Source organism: Bordetella ansorpii (assembly GCF_900078315.1).
In the GTDB taxonomy this organism is placed as follows: Bacteria; Pseudomonadota; Gammaproteobacteria; order Burkholderiales; family Burkholderiaceae_B; genus Bordetella; species Bordetella ansorpii.
Genome location: NZ_FKBS01000014.1, coordinates 823,327 through 839,373, shown reverse-complemented (window position 1 = coordinate 839,373; position 16,047 = coordinate 823,327). Strand labels below are relative to the sequence as shown.

The window sequence follows — 16,047 nt, the reverse complement described above, 5'->3', positions numbered from 1 at the left end:
CGCAATGACCCGCTACTTCGTCCCCACCGTCGTTTTCCTGGCCGGCCTGGCCGTGCTGGGCTGGACCGCCGCCGGCTACGTCGGCACCAACCCGCTGGCCCTGGCCATCACCTTGCTCATCGGCCTGTTCTACCTGGCTGGCGCGCTGGAGCTGCGCCATTACCACGTGGCCACCCGCTCGCTGGCGCAGGCCGTGTCCGCCCATCCGCCCGAAGGTGCGCTGGACGCCTGGCTCGACCAGTTGCCCGCCAGCCTGCGCAACGCCGTACGCCTGCGCGTGCAGGGCATCCGCGCCGGCCTGCCCGCGCCCGCGCTAACCCCTTATCTGGTGGGCCTGCTGGTGCTGCTGGGCATGCTGGGCACCTTCCTGGGCATGGTCGTCACCCTGCGCGGCACGGGCGCCGCGCTGCAGACCGCCACCGACCTGCAAGCCATGCGCGCCTCGCTGGCCGCGCCGGTGCAGGGCCTGGGCTTCGCCTTCGGCACCTCGGTGACCGGCGTGGCCACTTCGGCCATGCTGGGCCTGCTGGCCGCGCTGTGCCGCCGCGAACGCGCACAGGCCGCTCGGGCGCTGGACGCACGCATCGCCACCAGCCTGCGCATCCATACCCCGGCGCATCAACGTGAACAGGTCGTCACCCTGCTGGAACGCCAGGCCGACGCCGTGCCAGCCATGCTGGAACGCCTGCAAGCCCTGGCCGCCGACATGGCGCAGCAGAACCGCGCCCTGCAGGACCGCATCGCGGCCAGCCAGGACAGCGCCCAGGCCCGCGCCGATGCCGCGCACGACCGGCTGGTCAAGGCCGTGGAGCAGGTGCTGCAAAGCCACACCGCCTCGGGCGGCGAGCTGGTGCAGGCGCTGGACCGCGCCATGCAACAGAACAGCGCCGCCAGCGAGCGCCTGATGCAGTCCATGGACAAGACCCTGCACGACAACGCCGCCGCTGGCGACCGCCTGGCGCAGTCGCTGGAGAAGGCGCTGCAGGACAACGTCGCGGCCGGCGATCGCCTGGCCCAGACCATGGACCAGGCCCTGCAGGACAACGTGGCCGCCGGCAACCGCCTGGCCGCCGGCATGGACCAGAGCATGCAGGCGCACGCCCGTGCGATCGAACAATCGCTGCGGGACAACGCCGCCACGGGTGATCGGCTGACGCAGGTGCTGGACGAAGCGCTGAAGGCGCACGTGGCCACCGTGGACCGCACGCTGCTGGCGCACACCGAAACGCTGGACGCTTCGCTGCAGAAGCACGCCGCCACCGGCGACCGCCTGGCCGAGGTGCTGAATGAAGCCCTGAAATCGCACGCCGCCACCGTGGACCGCACGCTGCTGGCGCACACCGAAACGCTGGACGCCTCGCTGCAGAAAAATGCCGCCACCGGCGACCGCCTGACCGAGATGCTGGACAGCGCCCTGAAGGCCCACGCGGACACGGTGGGCCAGACCTTGCAAGCCCACACCCGGACACTGGACCAGGCCCTGCAAGGCAATGCCGCCACCGGCGGGCAACTGGCCAAGACCCTGGAGCAGGCGCTCGGCGCGCACGCGGGCACCGTCGAACAGACGCTGCAATCGCACCGCGCCACGCTGGACGAGGCACTGCAAGCCAGCGCCGCGGCGGGCGACCGCGTGGCCGAAGCCCTGGGACGGGCCTTGCAAGCCCATGCCAGCACGCTCGAACAATCCCTGCAGGAAAGCGCCGCCACCGGCAACCGCCTGACCGACGCGTTGGACCAGGCCCTGCAAGCCCACGCCAACACGCTGGACCAGACCCTGCAGGCGCACAACGCCGCCAGCGAGCGCCTGTCGCATGCCATGGAACTGGCCGTGCAGGAAACCGCCGCCGCCACCGTGCGCGCGGCAGGCACGGCCATCCAGCCGGCCGTCGAGGCCACCATGCAAGCCCTGGCGCGCGAGACCGCCACGCTGCACGAAGCCATCGGCCAGTCGGCGCAGCAACAGGTCGACGGCATCGCCGCCCGCCTGGACAGCGCCGCCAATGCCGTGGCTCACCAATGGGACGCAGCCCTGGCGCGCCAGCGCCAGGCTGGCGAAACCCTGGCTGGCGGCCTGCGCGACACCCTGGAAACTTTCACCAGCGGCTTCGAATCGCGCCTGGACGGCCTGCTGCGCAACGTCGACGATTCGCACGCGGCCTTGCAGACCACGCTGGCCGGGCAGGACGCGCAGCGCCTGCAAGCCTGGACCGATACGCTGGGCGCCGTCGCCGCCGACCTGCGCGGCGAATGGGCCCGGTTGGGCGCCCAGGCCGAACAACGCCATCAGGCTTTGGGCGAATCGCTGACGCACACCGCGCGCGAACTGGCCGGGCAGACCCAGGCGCACGCCCGCGAGACGGTCGATGAAGTGGCGCGCCTGGTGGAAGCCGCCGCGCAGGCTCCCAAGGCCGCCGCCGAAGCCATCGACGAACTGCGCCGCAGCCTGGCGGACGCCACGGCCCGCGACAACTCCATGCTGCAAGAGCGCGCCCGCCTGCTGCAAACGCTGGACACCCTGCTGGGCGACCTGACCCATGCCGGCACCGAGCAACGCGCGGCGGTCGAGGCGCTGGTCGCCAGCGCCGGCGAACTGATGGCGCGCGCTGGCGCGCGCATGACCGATCAGGTCGGCGCCGAGACCGGCAAGCTGGCCGACGCGGCCGCGCAGGTCACCGGCAGCGCCGTCGAGATGTCCAGCCTGGGCGAGGCGTTCGGCGCCGCGGTCCAGGTGTTCGGCCAGTCCAGCGAACAGCTGACTACGCGCCTGCAAGGCATCGAGACTGCGCTCGACCGCGCCATGACCCGCAGCGATGAGCAACTGGCTTACTACGTCGCCCAGGCCCGCGAAGTCGTGGACCTGAGCGTGCTGTCGCAGAAGCAGATCATCGAAGACCTGCGCCAACTGGCCGCCCGCCAGGCGGCCTCGACGGACGCGGCCCCGCAATGAAAGACGAGTTCGACACCGATCCGGACGCCACAGCGCCCGTCTGGGCCGTCTTCGGCGACCTGATGTCGGTGTTGCTGGGCGCCTTCGTGCTGATCCTGGTCGGCGTGGTCGGCATGCAACTGGACCTGACGGCCAAGCTGGAAGACGCTTCCACCAGACTGGAAGAAGCCGTCCGGCAGGGCCAGGCGGAAACGCAGCGCCGCGAGGCGCTGGAAAATGCCTTGGCCGGCCCCGTGGCGGCCGGCCGCGTCACGCTGGTCAACGGCCGCATCGGGATCAACGGCAACGTGCTGTTCGCACTGAACTCCGATCAACTGCAACCCGAGGGCCGCGACCTGCTGCGCAGCCTGGCCGGCCCGCTGGCCGCCTACCTGCGCGACCGCCACGAGATGCTGATGGTCAGCGGTTTCACCGACGACCGTCCCATTCACGACAACAACCGGCGCTTCGCCGACAACTGGGAACTGTCGGCGCAGCGCGCGCTGACGGTCACGCGCGTGCTGATCGAGGAAGGCATTCCTGCGTCGTCCGTCTTCTCGGCCGCGTTCGGCTCGCAGCAGCCCGCCGCCTCCAACGACGATGCCGACGGCCGCGCGAAGAACCGCCGTGTGGAAATCGCGCCGGTGCGCAAGCCCGATGCGACGGCGGCGGCGCCTGGCTCGCCGAAGACGCCATGACAGATCCCCACGCCACGCTGCAAGCCTGGCGGGACGGCGGCCTGGACCGCCGCGATCCGGTACGCTTTCGCCTGATCGAAGTGCTGGCGCAGCGCGCCGAGGGCTATGCCGGTGCGGCTCGCAAGGTATTGGATGAACGCATCGGCACACTGATGGCGGCCTACGCGAAAACGCACGCGGACGCGCATCAGGCCCCGCTTGCCAGCGCGGCAGCAGACATCCTTGAAGACGGCGCGATCCCGCAGGACCAGAACCTGTCCACCTTGACGGCCTATCTACGTGGCCGCCCCCGCGACAGCCAGCAAACCGACGCCCGGGCCGATCAGGCGCGGCAGGACGCTTATCCTGAACTGGCGGCCCTGGACGACTTCCGCGCCATCTGGGAACACCTGCGCACCGACAGGCAGGTGCAGGAATCCCTGCAGCAGATGCCCGGAGAAAACGCCGGCCCACTGAACGCCGGCAACATCGTGCACCGTTCGCTGTCGCTGATGCGCGCCGTGTCGCCCGAGTACCTGCGCCAGTTCATGACCTATCTGGACAGTCTGTCCGCCCTGGAACGGCTGTGCCAGGCAGGCGACCCCGCGGGCCTGCTGGTGGCGAAGCTGGACGGCAACAAGAAAGGCGGCCGCAAGGCACGTTGACGCGCACGCACGCCCGGAAAAAGAAAGGCGCCGCAGATGCCCCTGAAACCAACGCGCCCGCATGGCCAGCGCCATGCGGGCGCGATTCATTCAGCCATCAGGACGAGCACTTGCCGCGGCGTGAACTGGTGCCCGGCGTGCAGCGCTTGCCGGCGGGCTCGGCCAGCCACAGGTCCGCACCCGTCATCGTATGGCGCAGATTCATGATCTGGCCGCTTTCCACCAGGCGCTCGAGCGCATCGTAGACATGCAGAGCCTGCCCGGGCTCCGCGGAATCGCTGATCGGCGTGGCCTTGGCCTGCGCGGCGCCCGCACAAGGCAAACCGGACAGCGGCGCACGCGTGTCGCTCCATTGGGATTGATCCGCCGTGCCCGCCTGCGCATGGCCTGCCACGACCCACATGGCGCCCAGGATGACGCTCGTGATTGTCCGCATGTTTTTCCCCACTCGATACGTATGCAATGCCAGACTGGCTCTCGCCCCGATTCTGGCCCATGCCCGGCCGAATAGCCAGTACGGCGTGACAAGATGTGGCGCTGCGCCGAAGGCCGTCATCGCGCCAGCCCGGCGATGCCGCTACGTTTGCGAACATCTGGCCGCGCCTTTTCCCGGCGCGTGAGCCGGCCTCAACCCTCCTGCTTTCCGCGCGCCTGGCGGATCTTCTTCCACAAAGTGGTGCGGGAAATACCCAGGCGCTTGGCCGCGTGGCCGAGATGCCCGCCCGACGCCGAGATCGCACGTTGGATGCCGCGCCATTCGGCATCCTGGCGCACGGCGGCCAGATCCGCCGCGCCGGCGTCCTGCAGAAGTTGCTCGGGAAACAGATCCGAGGCATCCAGTTGCGAGGCATCGCTCATGACAGCGGCGCGCGCCACGCGATTCTTCAGTTCGCGCACATTGCCGGGCCAGGCATATTCGGCCAACGCGGCCAGGGCGGCGTCGGTATATCCCGATGCGCGCGTACGCCCCGAGCCGCGCTGCTCCTGCAGGAACCGGACCGCCAGGACCGGTATGTCGTCGGGACGTTCACGCAGCGCGGGCAGGATGATCCGACCCGCCGCCAGGCGGTAGTAGAGGTCGGCGCGAAAACGGCCCTGCGCCACGGCGGCGCCCAGATCCGCGTTGGTGCTGGCGACCACCCGGCAATCGACAGGCAGCGCGTCCGGCGCCCCCACGGGACGATAGCCCGCGCTCTCCAGCACGCGCAGCAGCAGAGACTGCGCCCTGGGCGGCAGCTCGCCGACCTCGTCCAGATACAGCGTGCCGCCGGCGGCCTGCGCGAATACGCCGTCGCGCGCGGCGGCCGGCGCGCCCAGCGCGCCCCTCACGTGGCCGAACCATTGCGTCTCGGCCAGCGCGTCGTTCAGTTCGGCGCCGTTGATCGCCAGAAACGGGCCGCCGCCTCTCGGCGACCTCGCATGCATGTAGCGCGCGGCCAGATCCTTGCCAACGCCCGTCTCGCCCTCCAGCAACACGTGCATCTCCGCGCTCGCCAGGCGCTCGATGGCATTCGCGGTATCGGCAGTCCGCAGGCTCGACGCGAAAGGATTGCCCTGCACTGCCGCTGGGCGCTCGGGATCGCCGAACCGGCCGATCGCCACCCGGATGCGCGCCACCAGCGCGTCGGCATCGTAGGGCTTGGTCAGGTAATCGTTCGCGCCGGCGGCCACCAGCCGCACCGCCTGGGCGATGTCGCCGTACGCCGTGGCGAAGACGACCGTGGTGCGCGACAGGTAGGGAACCAGGCGTCGATACAGGTCTTCGCCCGAACCGTCCGGCAGCCTGATGTCCGCCAGTACGAAAGCGGGATGCAGACGGGTACGGCGCAGCAGCTCGATCGCCTGGGCGCAGTTCAACACCCACTGGACCGAGATGTCCTCGAGCGCCAGGCGCTGGCGCAAGGCGCCGCCCAGTACGGCGTCGTCCTCGATCAGCAGCACGTCCGAATACGTCATGAATGCAACTCCGTCCGCCAATACGGCAGCCAAACCGAAATACGCGTGCCCGTGCCGGCGCCGCCGCCCAGTTTCAAACCGCCGCCCAGGCCGTCGAGCAGATCACGCACGATGCCCAGCCCCAGGCGCTGATCCGTGGACGCCTGGCTCCAGGCTCCCGCCTGGCCGCGCAACACGGCCTGCGCGGCCTCGGGCAAGCCCTGGCCCTGGTCGTATACGTGGATCGCCAAGGCGCGGAGCCCCGCATGGGCGCGCACGCCCACGACAGCGCCATCCGGAGACGCCGCCACCGCATTCAGCACGAGATTGAGCAACAGTTGCCGCACGGGCGCCGCGGGCAGCGGGGCGGCCTCCTGCAGCGGCCACGCGCTGTCGACGCGCACGGACACTGCCTTGCGGCTGGCTTGCGCGGACACGAGCAGCCGCACGTCCTCGATGTCCGCCGCGCTCAGGGGCTGCCAGCCATCGCCCGGCCGGAAGGTGCGCAGGCTGGCATCCACCACGGCCTGCAAGGCATCCACGCCACGCTCGACGAACGCCAGCGATTCGTGCCTGGCCTGCGGGCGGTCGCCGAACTGCCGCAACGTCTGCAACGCCGTGCGCATGCCGCCCAGGGGATTGCGGATCTCGTGGGCCAGCGCCGCCGACATCCGCCCCAACAGCGCCTCGCGTTCGAAGCGGGCCTGCCGGCCAGCCAGGGCCTCGCGCTCCTGCACCCCTTGCGCCATCCAGTTGTAGGCGGCCAGCAGATCGGCCATTTCGGGATCGTGCGCGAACGTCTCGGGCCCCAGTTGCCGTGGCTGCTCGCGCCGCGCCTCGCGCAGCCGCTGCGTCAACAGCATGATCGGGCGCTGCAATCGCCGCGCAAGCACGAAGCCCAGCCCCGCGCCCGCCAGGCTGATGGCCAGGCCGACCAACCCGAGTTCTATCGCCAGTTCGCGGCGTTGGCGCAGGAAATCGCCCACGTCCAGATTGGCGATGACCGTACCCCATTCCGGATGGTCCTGGTCCAGCGCGCGCCACGTCCAGACGCCGTCGGCGTGCTCGCTCAACAAGGCCCCGCCGGACGCGGCCGCCAGCGTGGCGGCGTAGGGAATGGACTCGACCTCGGGATACCGCGCCACGAGGCCCAGCGCCTGGCCATCGTTGCCGACAACCGCCAGCGTGCGGTCGACGACGCCTACATGCGTATCCAGGGCGCGCTCGAGCACTTCGGCGATCTGTCCGCGATCGTCCGCGCGCACCGCAGGCAGCACGGCGGCCGACAGGCCATCCAGATAGACCTGGCCCATATCCGCGATCTGTTTGTCGAACTGGCGCGACAGACCGTGCAGCGCCAGCGAGATCAGCGCACTGGCAATGGCCAGGAACAAGGCGGCCACGGCCAGCGGAATACGTACGGTCAGCGGCAGGCGGCCCAGGCGGATCACGGCAATATCCAACGAAAAAACCCTCCGATTATGCCCGCGCGAGGCGCTGCGCAAGCATGGATTATTTTGCAAGCGATGGAAAACGGATGCGGCCCGCACAAGAACCGTGCCAGGCCCTGCATCGCCGGGGGCATGTCGCTGCAGTCGTCGAAGAATGTCCGGATTTGCGAACAGACCCATCGTGAACATGTTCACTTTCATGAACACCACTGAACGCCACGGCCCCCGAACCTGGTAATTACCCGGCCTTCGCGTCCCGCTCCCCGAAAGCAGATTGCAAGCCCTCCTTCTTACAGTGCCCGCTCTTCCCGCCGGCGTTCCGGACGGGGCACGGCGATCGATTCCACCAAAGGGGGCAAACACGATGCGAAACCGAATACCGACAATCAAACGCGACTTGTGGGGAGGACTGCTGATCTCGGGCTGCGGCGCGCTGACCATCCTGCACGCCTACAGCTACAACATCGGAGAGCTGGCCCGCATGGGGCCAGGGTACTTTCCATTGATGATCGGCTGCTTCCTGGTCGTCCTGGGCGTGCTGGTCCCGCTCAGCCCCGACCCCGATGAAGTGCTGGAGGACACTCATGCCGCCGATCTGCCGCAGCCCACGCGCCGCCAGCGGCTGCGTGGCATGGCCTGCATCGCGGGCGGCATCGGGCTGTTCATCGTGCTGGGCCACCACCTGGGGTTCCTGCCAGCGGCCTTCGCGCTGGTGTTCACCGCCGCGATGGGCGACACGTCCAACTCGCCGAAGTCGGCGGCCATCCTGGCCGCGGCGATGACGCTGTTCGCCGCCGTCGTGTTCTCCTGGGCGCTGCAGTTGCAGTTCCCGATGTTCCGCTGGGGCTGACACATGGAATTGCTAGATAACGTATTGCATGGCTTCTCCGTGGCCTTCCAGTGGGAGAACCTGGCCTGGTCGCTGTTCGGCGTCTTCATGGGCAACCTGATCGGCGTGCTGCCCGGCATGGGCGTGCTGGCCGCCATCTCGATCCTGTTGCCGCTGACCTATGCGATGACGCCCACCGCCGCGCTGATGATGCTGGCGGGCATCTACTACGGCGCCCAGTACGGCGGCGGCATCACCTGCATCCTGCTCAACCTGCCCGGCACGCCGTCGCACGCCGTCACCTGCCTGGACGGCAATCCGCTGGCGCGGCAAGGCAAGTCGGGATCGGCCCTGTTCATGCTGGTCATGGCGTCGTTCATCGGCGCGTGCGTGGGCATCCTCATCATGATCCTGTTCTCGCCGCTGCTCGTCGAGGTGGCGTTCCAGTTCGGGCCGGCCGAGTATTTCTCGATGATGATGCTGGGCCTGTTCGCCGGCGCGACGCTGGCCAAGGGCTCGGCCGTCAAGGGCGTGGCCATGGTCTTCCTGGGCCTGCTGTGCGGCGTGGTCGGCACCGACGTCAACACCGGCGTCATCCGCTATGCCTTCGGCGTCATCGAACTCAGCGACGGCGTGCAACTGGTCGCGCTGGCGATGGGCCTGTTCGGCCTGGCCGACTTCTTCGCCAACGTCAACCGCATCGGCAAGGCGACCACGGTCGATTCCGGCAAGCGCATGTCCGTGCGGCCCGAACCCGGCGACATGCGCCAATCGGCGGCGCCGATCGCGCGCGGCAGCGCCATCGGTTCGATCCTGGGCATTCTGCCGGGCACCGGCGCGACCATCGCGTCGTTCATGTCGTACGCCATCGAGAAGCGCGTCTCCAAGACGCCGCAGCGCTTCGGCAACGGCGCGATCGAAGGCGTGGCGGGTCCCGAAGCCGCCAACAACTCGGCCGCGCAGACCAGCTTCATTCCCACCATGAGCCTGGGCATTCCGGGCGACTCGGTCATGGCGCTGATGCTGGGCGCGCTGATCATCCACGGCATCCAGCCCGGGCCGCAGATGGTCACCGAACATGCCGACATCTTCTGGGGCCTGATCGCCAGCTTCTGGATCGGCAACGCCTTGCTGGTGGTGATGAACCTGCCGTTGATCGGCATGTGGGCCAAGCTGCTCAAGGTGCCGTACAAGTACCTGTTCCCGTCCGCGCTGTTCTTCGTCTGCGTCGGGGTCTACAGCACCAACAACGCGCTGTTCGACGTGGGCATGGTGTTGGTGATCGGCGTGCTCGGGTATCTGTTCCTGAAGCTGCGCTTTTCGCCGGCCCCCTTGCTGCTGGGCTTCGTGCTGGGCCCCATGGTCGAGGAGAACTTCCGCCGCGCACTGCTGCTGTCGCGCGGTGACCTGGCCATCTTCGTCGACCGGCCGATCAGCGCGGGCTTCATCTACGCGATCTTCGCGCTGGCCGCATGGCTGATCTACTCGACCGTGCGCAACCGCCGCAAACTGCGCCTGCTGATGCAGGAGCAGCCGCAATAGCGCCGCGCCGGGCCGCCGTGGAAACGGCGGCCCGTTTCCTTTACGAGAGCCCGTTCATGCAACGCCCCTCCCTCCCGCTACCGGCCCCGGCGCCGGGGCCGAATTCCAGTCCCGGCGTATGCGTGATGCGTCGCCTGCCCTTCCTCGAACTCATGGAACTGCTGGAATTCAGCCGCCTTCGGCTCGATCCGCCGGCCGCCGCGCCGACCCGGGCAACCGGCCTGGTACTGGGGACGCAGGACTGGCTCTGTCCCGATGCGGCGGGCACACTGCCCGCGACGGAAGCCTTCGACGTCTATGTCTGCTCGACGCTGGCAGCGTTGCACGATGCGGTATTGCCGCCGGACGACACACGGTTGCATTTCGACATGTCCACCCATGCGCAGACGGCGCCGACCGCCTCGCGGACCCATCATGTCCGGCTGTGCGCCGTGGCATCGGCCCGGCCCAGAAGAAAGCGGGCATTGCCTTACCTCCGTGTCGATCTCGGCACGCTCATCCAGCGGATCGTGGTGCCGGCCAAGGTTCCCGCCCACGTCTTCGAACTGGTGCAACAGGTCGTCAGGACGCGCCTCTGGATCGACGTCGCCCGAGCCTGATGGACGCCCGACAGGCGACAGGCGCAACGAATTGAAATCCGGGCGGTCGCGGCGAAATCCATTGAAATCCGAAAGACCGCCGCCGTAACCCCGCAGTCAGGTTCCCGCCGAGATAATGAAATCGCGCCCCAAGGCATCCGCCGACAAGCCGCCGACGGGCCGATTCTCAGGAGGTCCCCGACATGAACCGCTACACGAAATTCGCCATGGCCGCCGCCGCGGCCGCCGCCGTCTCGCTGGGTACGTTCGCCGTGCCCTCGACCGCCCAGGCACAGGTTTCCGTCACGATCGGCGTGGCGCCCCCGCCGCCCCGCGTCGAAGTGGTGCCGGCCCCGCGCCGCGGCTACGTGTGGGCCCCCGGCCACTGGGAATGGCATCGCAACCGCCACGTCTGGACGCAGGGCGTCTGGCTGAAGGCACGCCCCGGCTACGTCTACCGTGCGCCGGTCTGGCATGAAGACCACGGCCGCTGGGCCTACGCCCGTGGCGGCTGGGACCGCGATCGCGACGGCGTGCCGAACCGCCACGACCATCGTCCCAACAACCCGCATCGCTATTGACGGCTGAAACGGACGGGGCCGCGGCATCCCCATGCAGCGGCCCCGTCCGTATTCCGATCGACGGCGAGTGCGGTTGCACTGGCCGCCGCACTTGCAGCCGCGTCCGATCTACATCTTCTCGAATGCCGCGCGCACCAGGCGCTCGACCACGGGCGTCACCCTGCCCGCTTCGCTGTCGCGCCAGCCATACGGATGCTGCTCTTCCATATAGGTCGATTGGCACATCTCAAGCTGGATGGCGTGCACGTCCTGCGCGGGCGCGCCGTAGTGGCGCGTGATGTAGCCACCCTTGAAGCGGCCGTTGATCGCCCAGGTGTAGTCCTGGCACGCTTCCAACTCGGCGCGGATGGCCGCTTCCATCGCGGGCGCGCAGCTCGCGCCCGCCGACGTGCCGATGTTCAGGTCGGGCAGCTTGCCGTCGAACAGGCGCGGAATCACGCTGGCGATGGAGTGCGCCTCCCATAGCAGCACCTTGCCGTGCGCCGCGCGCAGGCGGTCGATCTCGGCGCGCAGTTGCGCGTGATAAGGCAGCCAATAGGCAGCGCGGCGCGCATCGCGCTCCTGCACGTCGATGGCCTCGCGGCCATCGCGATACAGCGGCTGGCCATCGAAGGTATGCGTGGGACACAGGCCCGTCTTGGCCTGGCCCGGATACAGGCTTTCATCGTTGGGCGGCCGGTTCAGGTCCACCACGTAGCGCGAATAGCGCGCCCACAGGAAGGACGCCCCCATCGAACGCGCGAAGGCATACAGGCGGTCCAGATGCCAGTCGGTGTCGCCCGAACGCAGCGCCAGATCGGTCATCGCCGGCTGCTGCGCCTCGGGAATCAGGCTGCCCAGGTGGGGGATCGAGATGAGAAGCGGCGCGTTGCCCGCTTCGAAATGGAAGGTATCGGTCATGGAGTTCTGCTGATGAAGCGACGTCAGCCCGTCATTATCCTCGCCTGGCGGCGATGGCGCACGGCGGGGGCGGTACGCGCACGCATGCCGCCGCCGCGTCCAGTTCGCGAACCAGGCGCTGCACGAATCGCTCGGTGGTGTCGGGCAGTCCCGCGCCCGCCAGCACCTGCAGATAGCGCGCCTCGAACGCCGGCAGCGCCATCGGCCGCGCCACCAGCGTGCCCGCCTCCAGCGCATCGGCCAGCGGCAATTCGCCCGCCAGCGTGACGGCATCGCCCGCCTCGACCAGCGCGCGGATCACCGACGACGAATTGCTGGAGTACGTCAGCCGGATGTGCTGGCCCTCGCCCTGCTCCGCGAAGTGGTCGAACAGCAGGCGCGCCGTGAAACCCGAGTCGGTCAGCCCGACGGGATGCGGGCGCAGGTCGCCGATGGTGATCGACGCCAGCACCGCCAGGGGATGATGCGGCGCCATGATGGCGCGCAGCGGCGAGGCGATCTCGTGGCGCACCTGCGCGCCGCCCGGATGCAGGCTGAAAGCCAGCCCCACGTCCAACCCGCCGTCGCGCACCTTCTGCGCCACCACGCCGGGCGAGGCCACGTGCACCTGGAACTCGGCCTCGGGGCAGTCCTGGCGGAAACCGCCAATGATGGCCGGCAGCAGGTTGCGCGCCACCGCCTCGTTCGAGCCGATGCGGATGAGGGTCATCTCGGCGCGGTGCAGGTTGCGGATCTCGCGCAGGGCCTGCTCGGTGTCGATGGCCATGCGGCGGGCATGGCTGGCCAGCAGTTCGCCGGCGGCCGTCAGCACCATGCCCTGCGGCCGGCGCTCGAACAGGTCCGCCCCGCATTGCTGCTCCAGCTTGGCGACCTGCCGGCTGACCGCCGACGGCGCCACGTGCAGCGACACGGCCGCGTTCTTGATGCTGCCGTGCCGGACGACTTGCAGGAAATAGCGATGCGCGGTGCTGAGCATGGCCGACCAATTCCAAAAAAGGCAATCTGCGTGCGAATTATTGTTATTGCTTGCAGAAATGGCAATACATAGAATCCTTCAAGACGGACGCTGAAGGCAAGCACAACACGACTTCGCCGGGCGCCGCCTCATCGATCACACAAGGGGTAACACACATGTCCATCACGGCTTACCGCCGGCGTGCCTCGGAGCGTCCGGGCCTGCGCGTCCTTGCCGGACGCTTCGCGCGCGCGGCCCTCGTCCTGGCCTTCTCGGCGGGCGCCACCCTGGCGCAAGCTGCGGGAGCGCCCGCCGCGGGATCGCCCGCCGCGGGCTTTCCCGACCGCGCCGTCCAGATCATCCTGTCCTTCCCGCCGGGCGGCGCCACCGACGTGCTGGCTCGCGAACTGGGCAAGGAACTGAACCAGACGCTCGGCCAGTCGGTGGTCATCGTCAACCGGCCGGGCGCTGGCGGCCTGATCGGCATGCAGGCGGGCGCGCGCGCCGAGCCCGACGGCTACACGCTGTACATCTCGTCGGTCATGTCCAACTCGATCAACGAGGCCATCAACGGCAAGGCGCAGGTCTCGCTGGACGGCGATTTCGACGCGGTCGGCGCCATCGCCAGCGCGCCGCACATCCTGGTCACGCCCACCAAGCTGGGCATCCCGGACTATGCCGGCCTGGTGCAGTACCTGAAACAGGCGCCGGGCAAGTACAACTACGCCTCGATGGGCGCGGGCACGCTGTCCAACCTGGAAGGCGAGATCTTCAAGGAGCAGGCCGGCGTGGACGCGCTGCAGATTCCCTACAAGGGCAGCAGCCAGGCCATTCCCGAAGTGATCGAAGGCTCGTCGGCCTTCATGTTCGACAGCGTGGCCAGCACGCTGCCGCACAAGCAGGCCGGCCGCCTGCTGGTGCTGGGCGTGGCCTCGCAGAAGCGCCTGCCCGCCATGCCCGAAGTGCCCACGCTGAAGGAACTGGGCGTGCAGGGCCTGGACGCCGAGAACCTGTTCGCGCTGATGGCGCCGCGCGGCACGCCGCCCGACCGCATCGCCGTCTTGCGCCGCGCCCTGGAAGCCACCAAGGCCAACGCGGACTTCCGCCGGGCCATCGAGGCCCAGGGCTTCCAGGCCAGCGAGATCGCTGCGGATGCCCTGCCCGGATTCATCCTGGACCAGCAGGCGTTCTGGCTGACCAAGGTGCGCGCCTTGAACGTCACCGCCGGCAAGTAATCGAACCCTCTTTTGCGTTTCAACGGCCCGGTCCGCGCCGGGCGTTTCCGTGGATACCTCCGCCATGCCCTTTTCCGACACGCCCTTCTGGCAACTGCCCTATCCCTCGCAACGCCAGCCCGTGCTGGCCGACAATGTGGTCAGCACCTCGCAGCCGCTGGCCAGCGCCGCCGGCCTGCAGATGTACGCCCGTGGCGGCAACGCCATCGACGCCGCGCTGGCCACCGCCATCGCCCTGACGGTCGTCGAACCCTGCATGAACGGCATCGGCGGCGACATGTTCGCCATCGTGTGGCACGAGGGCAAGCTGCACGGCCTGAACGCCTCGGGCCGCGCGCCCGCCAGTTGGGAAACCTCGCGCTTCGCGCATCTGGACGGCATGGATCCGATCGGCTGGGGCAGCGTCACCGTGCCCGGCGCCGTGTCGGGCTGGCGCGCCATCTGGGAACGCTTCGGCTCGCTGCCCTTCGAAGACCTGTTCGAGCCCGCCCTGCGCTACGCGCGCGACGGCTACCTGGTCTCGCCCACCGTGCATCGCCAGTGGGACAAGCAGGTGGACAAGCTGTCCGGCCAGCCCGGCTACGCCGGGGCCTTCATGCCCGGCGGCCGCGCGCCGCGGCCCGGCGAGCGCTTTCGCTGCCCCGGCCAGGCCGCCACGCTGGAAAGCATCGCGCGCAGCAAGGGCGACAGTTTCTACCAGGGCGAACTGGCCGCGGCCATCGCCCGGCATGCCCGCAACACGGGCGGCGACATCACCGAGGCCGACATGGCCGCGCACCGCGCCGACTGGGTCGAGCCCATCGGCGTGCGCTACCGCGATGTCGAACTGTTCGAGATCGGCCCCAACGGCCAGGGCATCGGCGCGCTGATGGCGCTGGGCATGCTGGACAACTTCGACCTGGCCGCCACGGGCGCCGACACGGGCGCGACGATGCACCTGCAGATCGAGGCCATGCGCCTGGCCTTCGCCGACCTGTACGAGCACGTCGGCGATCCCGACCACATGCGGCTGTCCAGCGCCGACCTGCTGGATCCGGCCTACCTGGCGCAACGCGCCAAACTGATTGACCCGCGCCGCGCGGGCGCCCCCAAGCCGGGCAACCCGCACGACGGCGGCACGGTCTACCTGACCGCCGCCGACCAGCAGGGCACGATGGTCTCGTTCATCCAGTCCAACTTCAAGGGCTTCGGCTCGGGCGTGGTCGTGCCCGATACCGGCATCGCGCTGCACAACCGCGGCTGGGGCTTCGCCACCCGCGCGGGCCATCCCAACGTGGTCGCGCCGGGCAAACGTCCGTTCCACACCATCATCCCCGGCTTCCTGATGAAGCAGGGCCAGCCGTTGATGAGCTTCGGCGTGATGGGCGGCTCGATGCAGGCGCAGGGCCACGTGCAGATGGTCAGCCGCCTGGCCGACTTCGGCCAGAACCCCCAGGCCGCCAGCGATGCCCCGCGCTGGCGCGTGAAGGACGACAACGTCGGCGTGGCCGTCGAATGGAACTGCCCGGCCGAGACCGTGGAATTCCTGCGCGCCGCCGGCCATGACGTGGAGGTGTCCGAACGCTTCAACCTGGAATTCGGCAGCGCCCAGCTGGCCATGAAGCTGGAGCAAGGCGGCTATCTGGCGGCGTCGGACCATCGCAAGGATGGGTATCCGGCCGGGTATTGATGGACTTGGCGGCTCACCGCGAACGTTCGACTCTCGCGGTGGGGCCCTATCACAGCAAGGACGGGATGCATCGCTGAACATTGCATCAGTGTTGCAATTTCGAC

General features: G+C 68.9%; 14 protein-coding genes. 9 read left to right on the top strand and 5 right to left on the bottom strand.

The window, feature by feature from the left end:
- Nucleotides 1-4: 4 nt before the first annotated feature.
- The 3 genes from A7W11_RS11515 to A7W11_RS11505 are packed head-to-tail and all read left to right on the top strand — an operon-like array spanning nt 5 to nt 4,268.
- Nucleotides 5-2,947: a DUF802 domain-containing protein gene (locus tag A7W11_RS11515; RefSeq protein ID WP_066412004.1), complete on the top strand. Its 2,943-nt coding sequence runs from the start codon at nt 5-7 to the stop codon at nt 2,945-2,947.
- Nucleotides 2,944-3,624, top strand: a complete 681-nt coding sequence (locus A7W11_RS11510) for an OmpA family protein (RefSeq protein WP_066412001.1) — start codon at nt 2,944-2,946, stop codon at nt 3,622-3,624. The genes A7W11_RS11515 and A7W11_RS11510 overlap by 4 nt, the downstream gene beginning before the upstream one ends.
- Nucleotides 3,621-4,268 carry a DUF2894 domain-containing protein gene (locus A7W11_RS11505; RefSeq protein WP_066411998.1) on the top strand — a complete coding sequence of 216 codons (648 nt, stop codon included), beginning with the start codon at nt 3,621-3,623 and terminating at the stop codon, nt 4,266-4,268. Before A7W11_RS11510 ends, A7W11_RS11505 begins: the two co-directional genes overlap by 4 nt.
- A gap of 97 nt (nt 4,269-4,365) precedes the next feature.
- On the opposite strand, the gene A7W11_RS11500 is transcribed toward A7W11_RS11505, so the two are convergent.
- The 3 genes from A7W11_RS11500 to A7W11_RS11490 form a co-directional block, all read right to left on the bottom strand.
- Nucleotides 4,366-4,704, bottom strand: coding sequence for a hypothetical protein (locus A7W11_RS11500; RefSeq protein WP_066411994.1), 339 nt, complete (start codon nt 4,702-4,704; stop codon nt 4,366-4,368).
- Nucleotides 4,705-4,895: 191 nt separating this feature from the next.
- Nucleotides 4,896-6,224, bottom strand: coding sequence for a sigma-54-dependent transcriptional regulator (locus A7W11_RS11495; RefSeq protein WP_066411991.1), 1,329 nt, complete (start codon nt 6,222-6,224; stop codon nt 4,896-4,898).
- Complete coding sequence (locus A7W11_RS11490; RefSeq protein WP_235816851.1) at nt 6,221-7,654, bottom strand: ATP-binding protein; 1,434 nt, start codon at nt 7,652-7,654, stop codon at nt 6,221-6,223. Before A7W11_RS11490 ends, A7W11_RS11495 begins: the two co-directional genes overlap by 4 nt.
- A 397-nt stretch (nt 7,655-8,051) precedes the next feature.
- On the opposite strand from A7W11_RS11490, the gene A7W11_RS11485 reads away from it, so the two are divergent.
- From A7W11_RS11485 to A7W11_RS11470, 4 genes are all read left to right on the top strand, one after another.
- Nucleotides 8,052-8,504 carry a tripartite tricarboxylate transporter TctB family protein gene (locus tag A7W11_RS11485; RefSeq protein ID WP_235816850.1) on the top strand — a complete coding sequence of 151 codons (453 nt, stop codon included), beginning with the start codon at nt 8,052-8,054 and terminating at the stop codon, nt 8,502-8,504.
- Between the two features lie 3 nt (nt 8,505-8,507).
- Entirely contained in the window at nt 8,508-10,025 is a 1,518-nt protein-coding gene (locus tag A7W11_RS11480) for a tripartite tricarboxylate transporter permease (RefSeq protein WP_066411984.1), read from the top strand.
- A 56-nt stretch (nt 10,026-10,081) separates the two neighbouring features.
- Complete coding sequence (locus A7W11_RS11475; protein WP_066413939.1) at nt 10,082-10,624, top strand: hypothetical protein; 543 nt, start codon at nt 10,082-10,084, stop codon at nt 10,622-10,624.
- Between the two features lie 182 nt (nt 10,625-10,806).
- Nucleotides 10,807-11,184, top strand: coding sequence for a YXWGXW repeat-containing protein (locus A7W11_RS11470; RefSeq protein ID WP_066411982.1), 378 nt, complete (start codon nt 10,807-10,809; stop codon nt 11,182-11,184).
- A gap of 108 nt (nt 11,185-11,292) precedes the next feature.
- On the opposite strand, the gene hutG is transcribed toward A7W11_RS11470, so the two are convergent.
- Nucleotides 11,293-12,084, bottom strand: a complete 792-nt coding sequence (hutG, locus tag A7W11_RS11465; RefSeq protein ID WP_066411979.1) for an N-formylglutamate deformylase — start codon at nt 12,082-12,084, stop codon at nt 11,293-11,295.
- Between the two features lie 34 nt (nt 12,085-12,118).
- Nucleotides 12,119-13,060 carry a LysR family transcriptional regulator gene (locus A7W11_RS11460; protein WP_066411977.1) on the bottom strand — a complete coding sequence of 314 codons (942 nt, stop codon included), beginning with the start codon at nt 13,058-13,060 and terminating at the stop codon, nt 12,119-12,121.
- A gap of 155 nt (nt 13,061-13,215) precedes the next feature.
- Here A7W11_RS11460 and A7W11_RS11455 point away from each other — a divergent pair, with 155 nt between their 5' ends.
- Complete coding sequence (locus tag A7W11_RS11455; protein WP_066411975.1) at nt 13,216-14,274, top strand: Bug family tripartite tricarboxylate transporter substrate binding protein; 1,059 nt, start codon at nt 13,216-13,218, stop codon at nt 14,272-14,274.
- Between the two features lie 64 nt (nt 14,275-14,338).
- Nucleotides 14,339-15,943 carry a gamma-glutamyltransferase family protein gene (locus tag A7W11_RS11450; RefSeq protein WP_066411965.1) on the top strand — a complete coding sequence of 535 codons (1,605 nt, stop codon included), beginning with the start codon at nt 14,339-14,341 and terminating at the stop codon, nt 15,941-15,943.
- Nucleotides 15,944-16,047 lie beyond the last annotated feature (104 nt).

Excerpts from the sequence above, each read along its gene's own strand:
- A7W11_RS11515 (WP_066412004.1), top strand. The coding sequence starts at position 5 with ATGACCCGCTACTTCGTCCCCACCGTCGTTTTCCTGGCCGGCCTGGCC.
- A7W11_RS11510 (WP_066412001.1), top strand. The coding sequence starts at position 2,944 with ATGAAAGACGAGTTCGACACCGATCCGGACGCCACAGCGCCCGTCTGG.
- A7W11_RS11505 (WP_066411998.1), top strand. The coding sequence starts at position 3,621 with ATGACAGATCCCCACGCCACGCTGCAAGCCTGGCGGGACGGCGGCCTG.
- A7W11_RS11500 (WP_066411994.1), bottom strand. The coding sequence starts at position 4,704 with ATGCGGACAATCACGAGCGTCATCCTGGGCGCCATGTGGGTCGTGGCA.
- A7W11_RS11495 (WP_066411991.1), bottom strand. The coding sequence starts at position 6,224 with ATGACGTATTCGGACGTGCTGCTGATCGAGGACGACGCCGTACTGGGC.
- A7W11_RS11480 (WP_066411984.1), top strand. The coding sequence starts at position 8,508 with ATGGAATTGCTAGATAACGTATTGCATGGCTTCTCCGTGGCCTTCCAG.
- A7W11_RS11475 (WP_066413939.1), top strand. The coding sequence starts at position 10,082 with ATGCAACGCCCCTCCCTCCCGCTACCGGCCCCGGCGCCGGGGCCGAAT.
- A7W11_RS11470 (WP_066411982.1), top strand. The coding sequence starts at position 10,807 with ATGAACCGCTACACGAAATTCGCCATGGCCGCCGCCGCGGCCGCCGCC.
- hutG (WP_066411979.1), bottom strand. The coding sequence starts at position 12,084 with ATGACCGATACCTTCCATTTCGAAGCGGGCAACGCGCCGCTTCTCATC.
- A7W11_RS11460 (WP_066411977.1), bottom strand. The coding sequence starts at position 13,060 with ATGCTCAGCACCGCGCATCGCTATTTCCTGCAAGTCGTCCGGCACGGC.
- A7W11_RS11455 (WP_066411975.1), top strand. The coding sequence starts at position 13,216 with ATGTCCATCACGGCTTACCGCCGGCGTGCCTCGGAGCGTCCGGGCCTG.
- A7W11_RS11450 (WP_066411965.1), top strand. The coding sequence starts at position 14,339 with ATGCCCTTTTCCGACACGCCCTTCTGGCAACTGCCCTATCCCTCGCAA.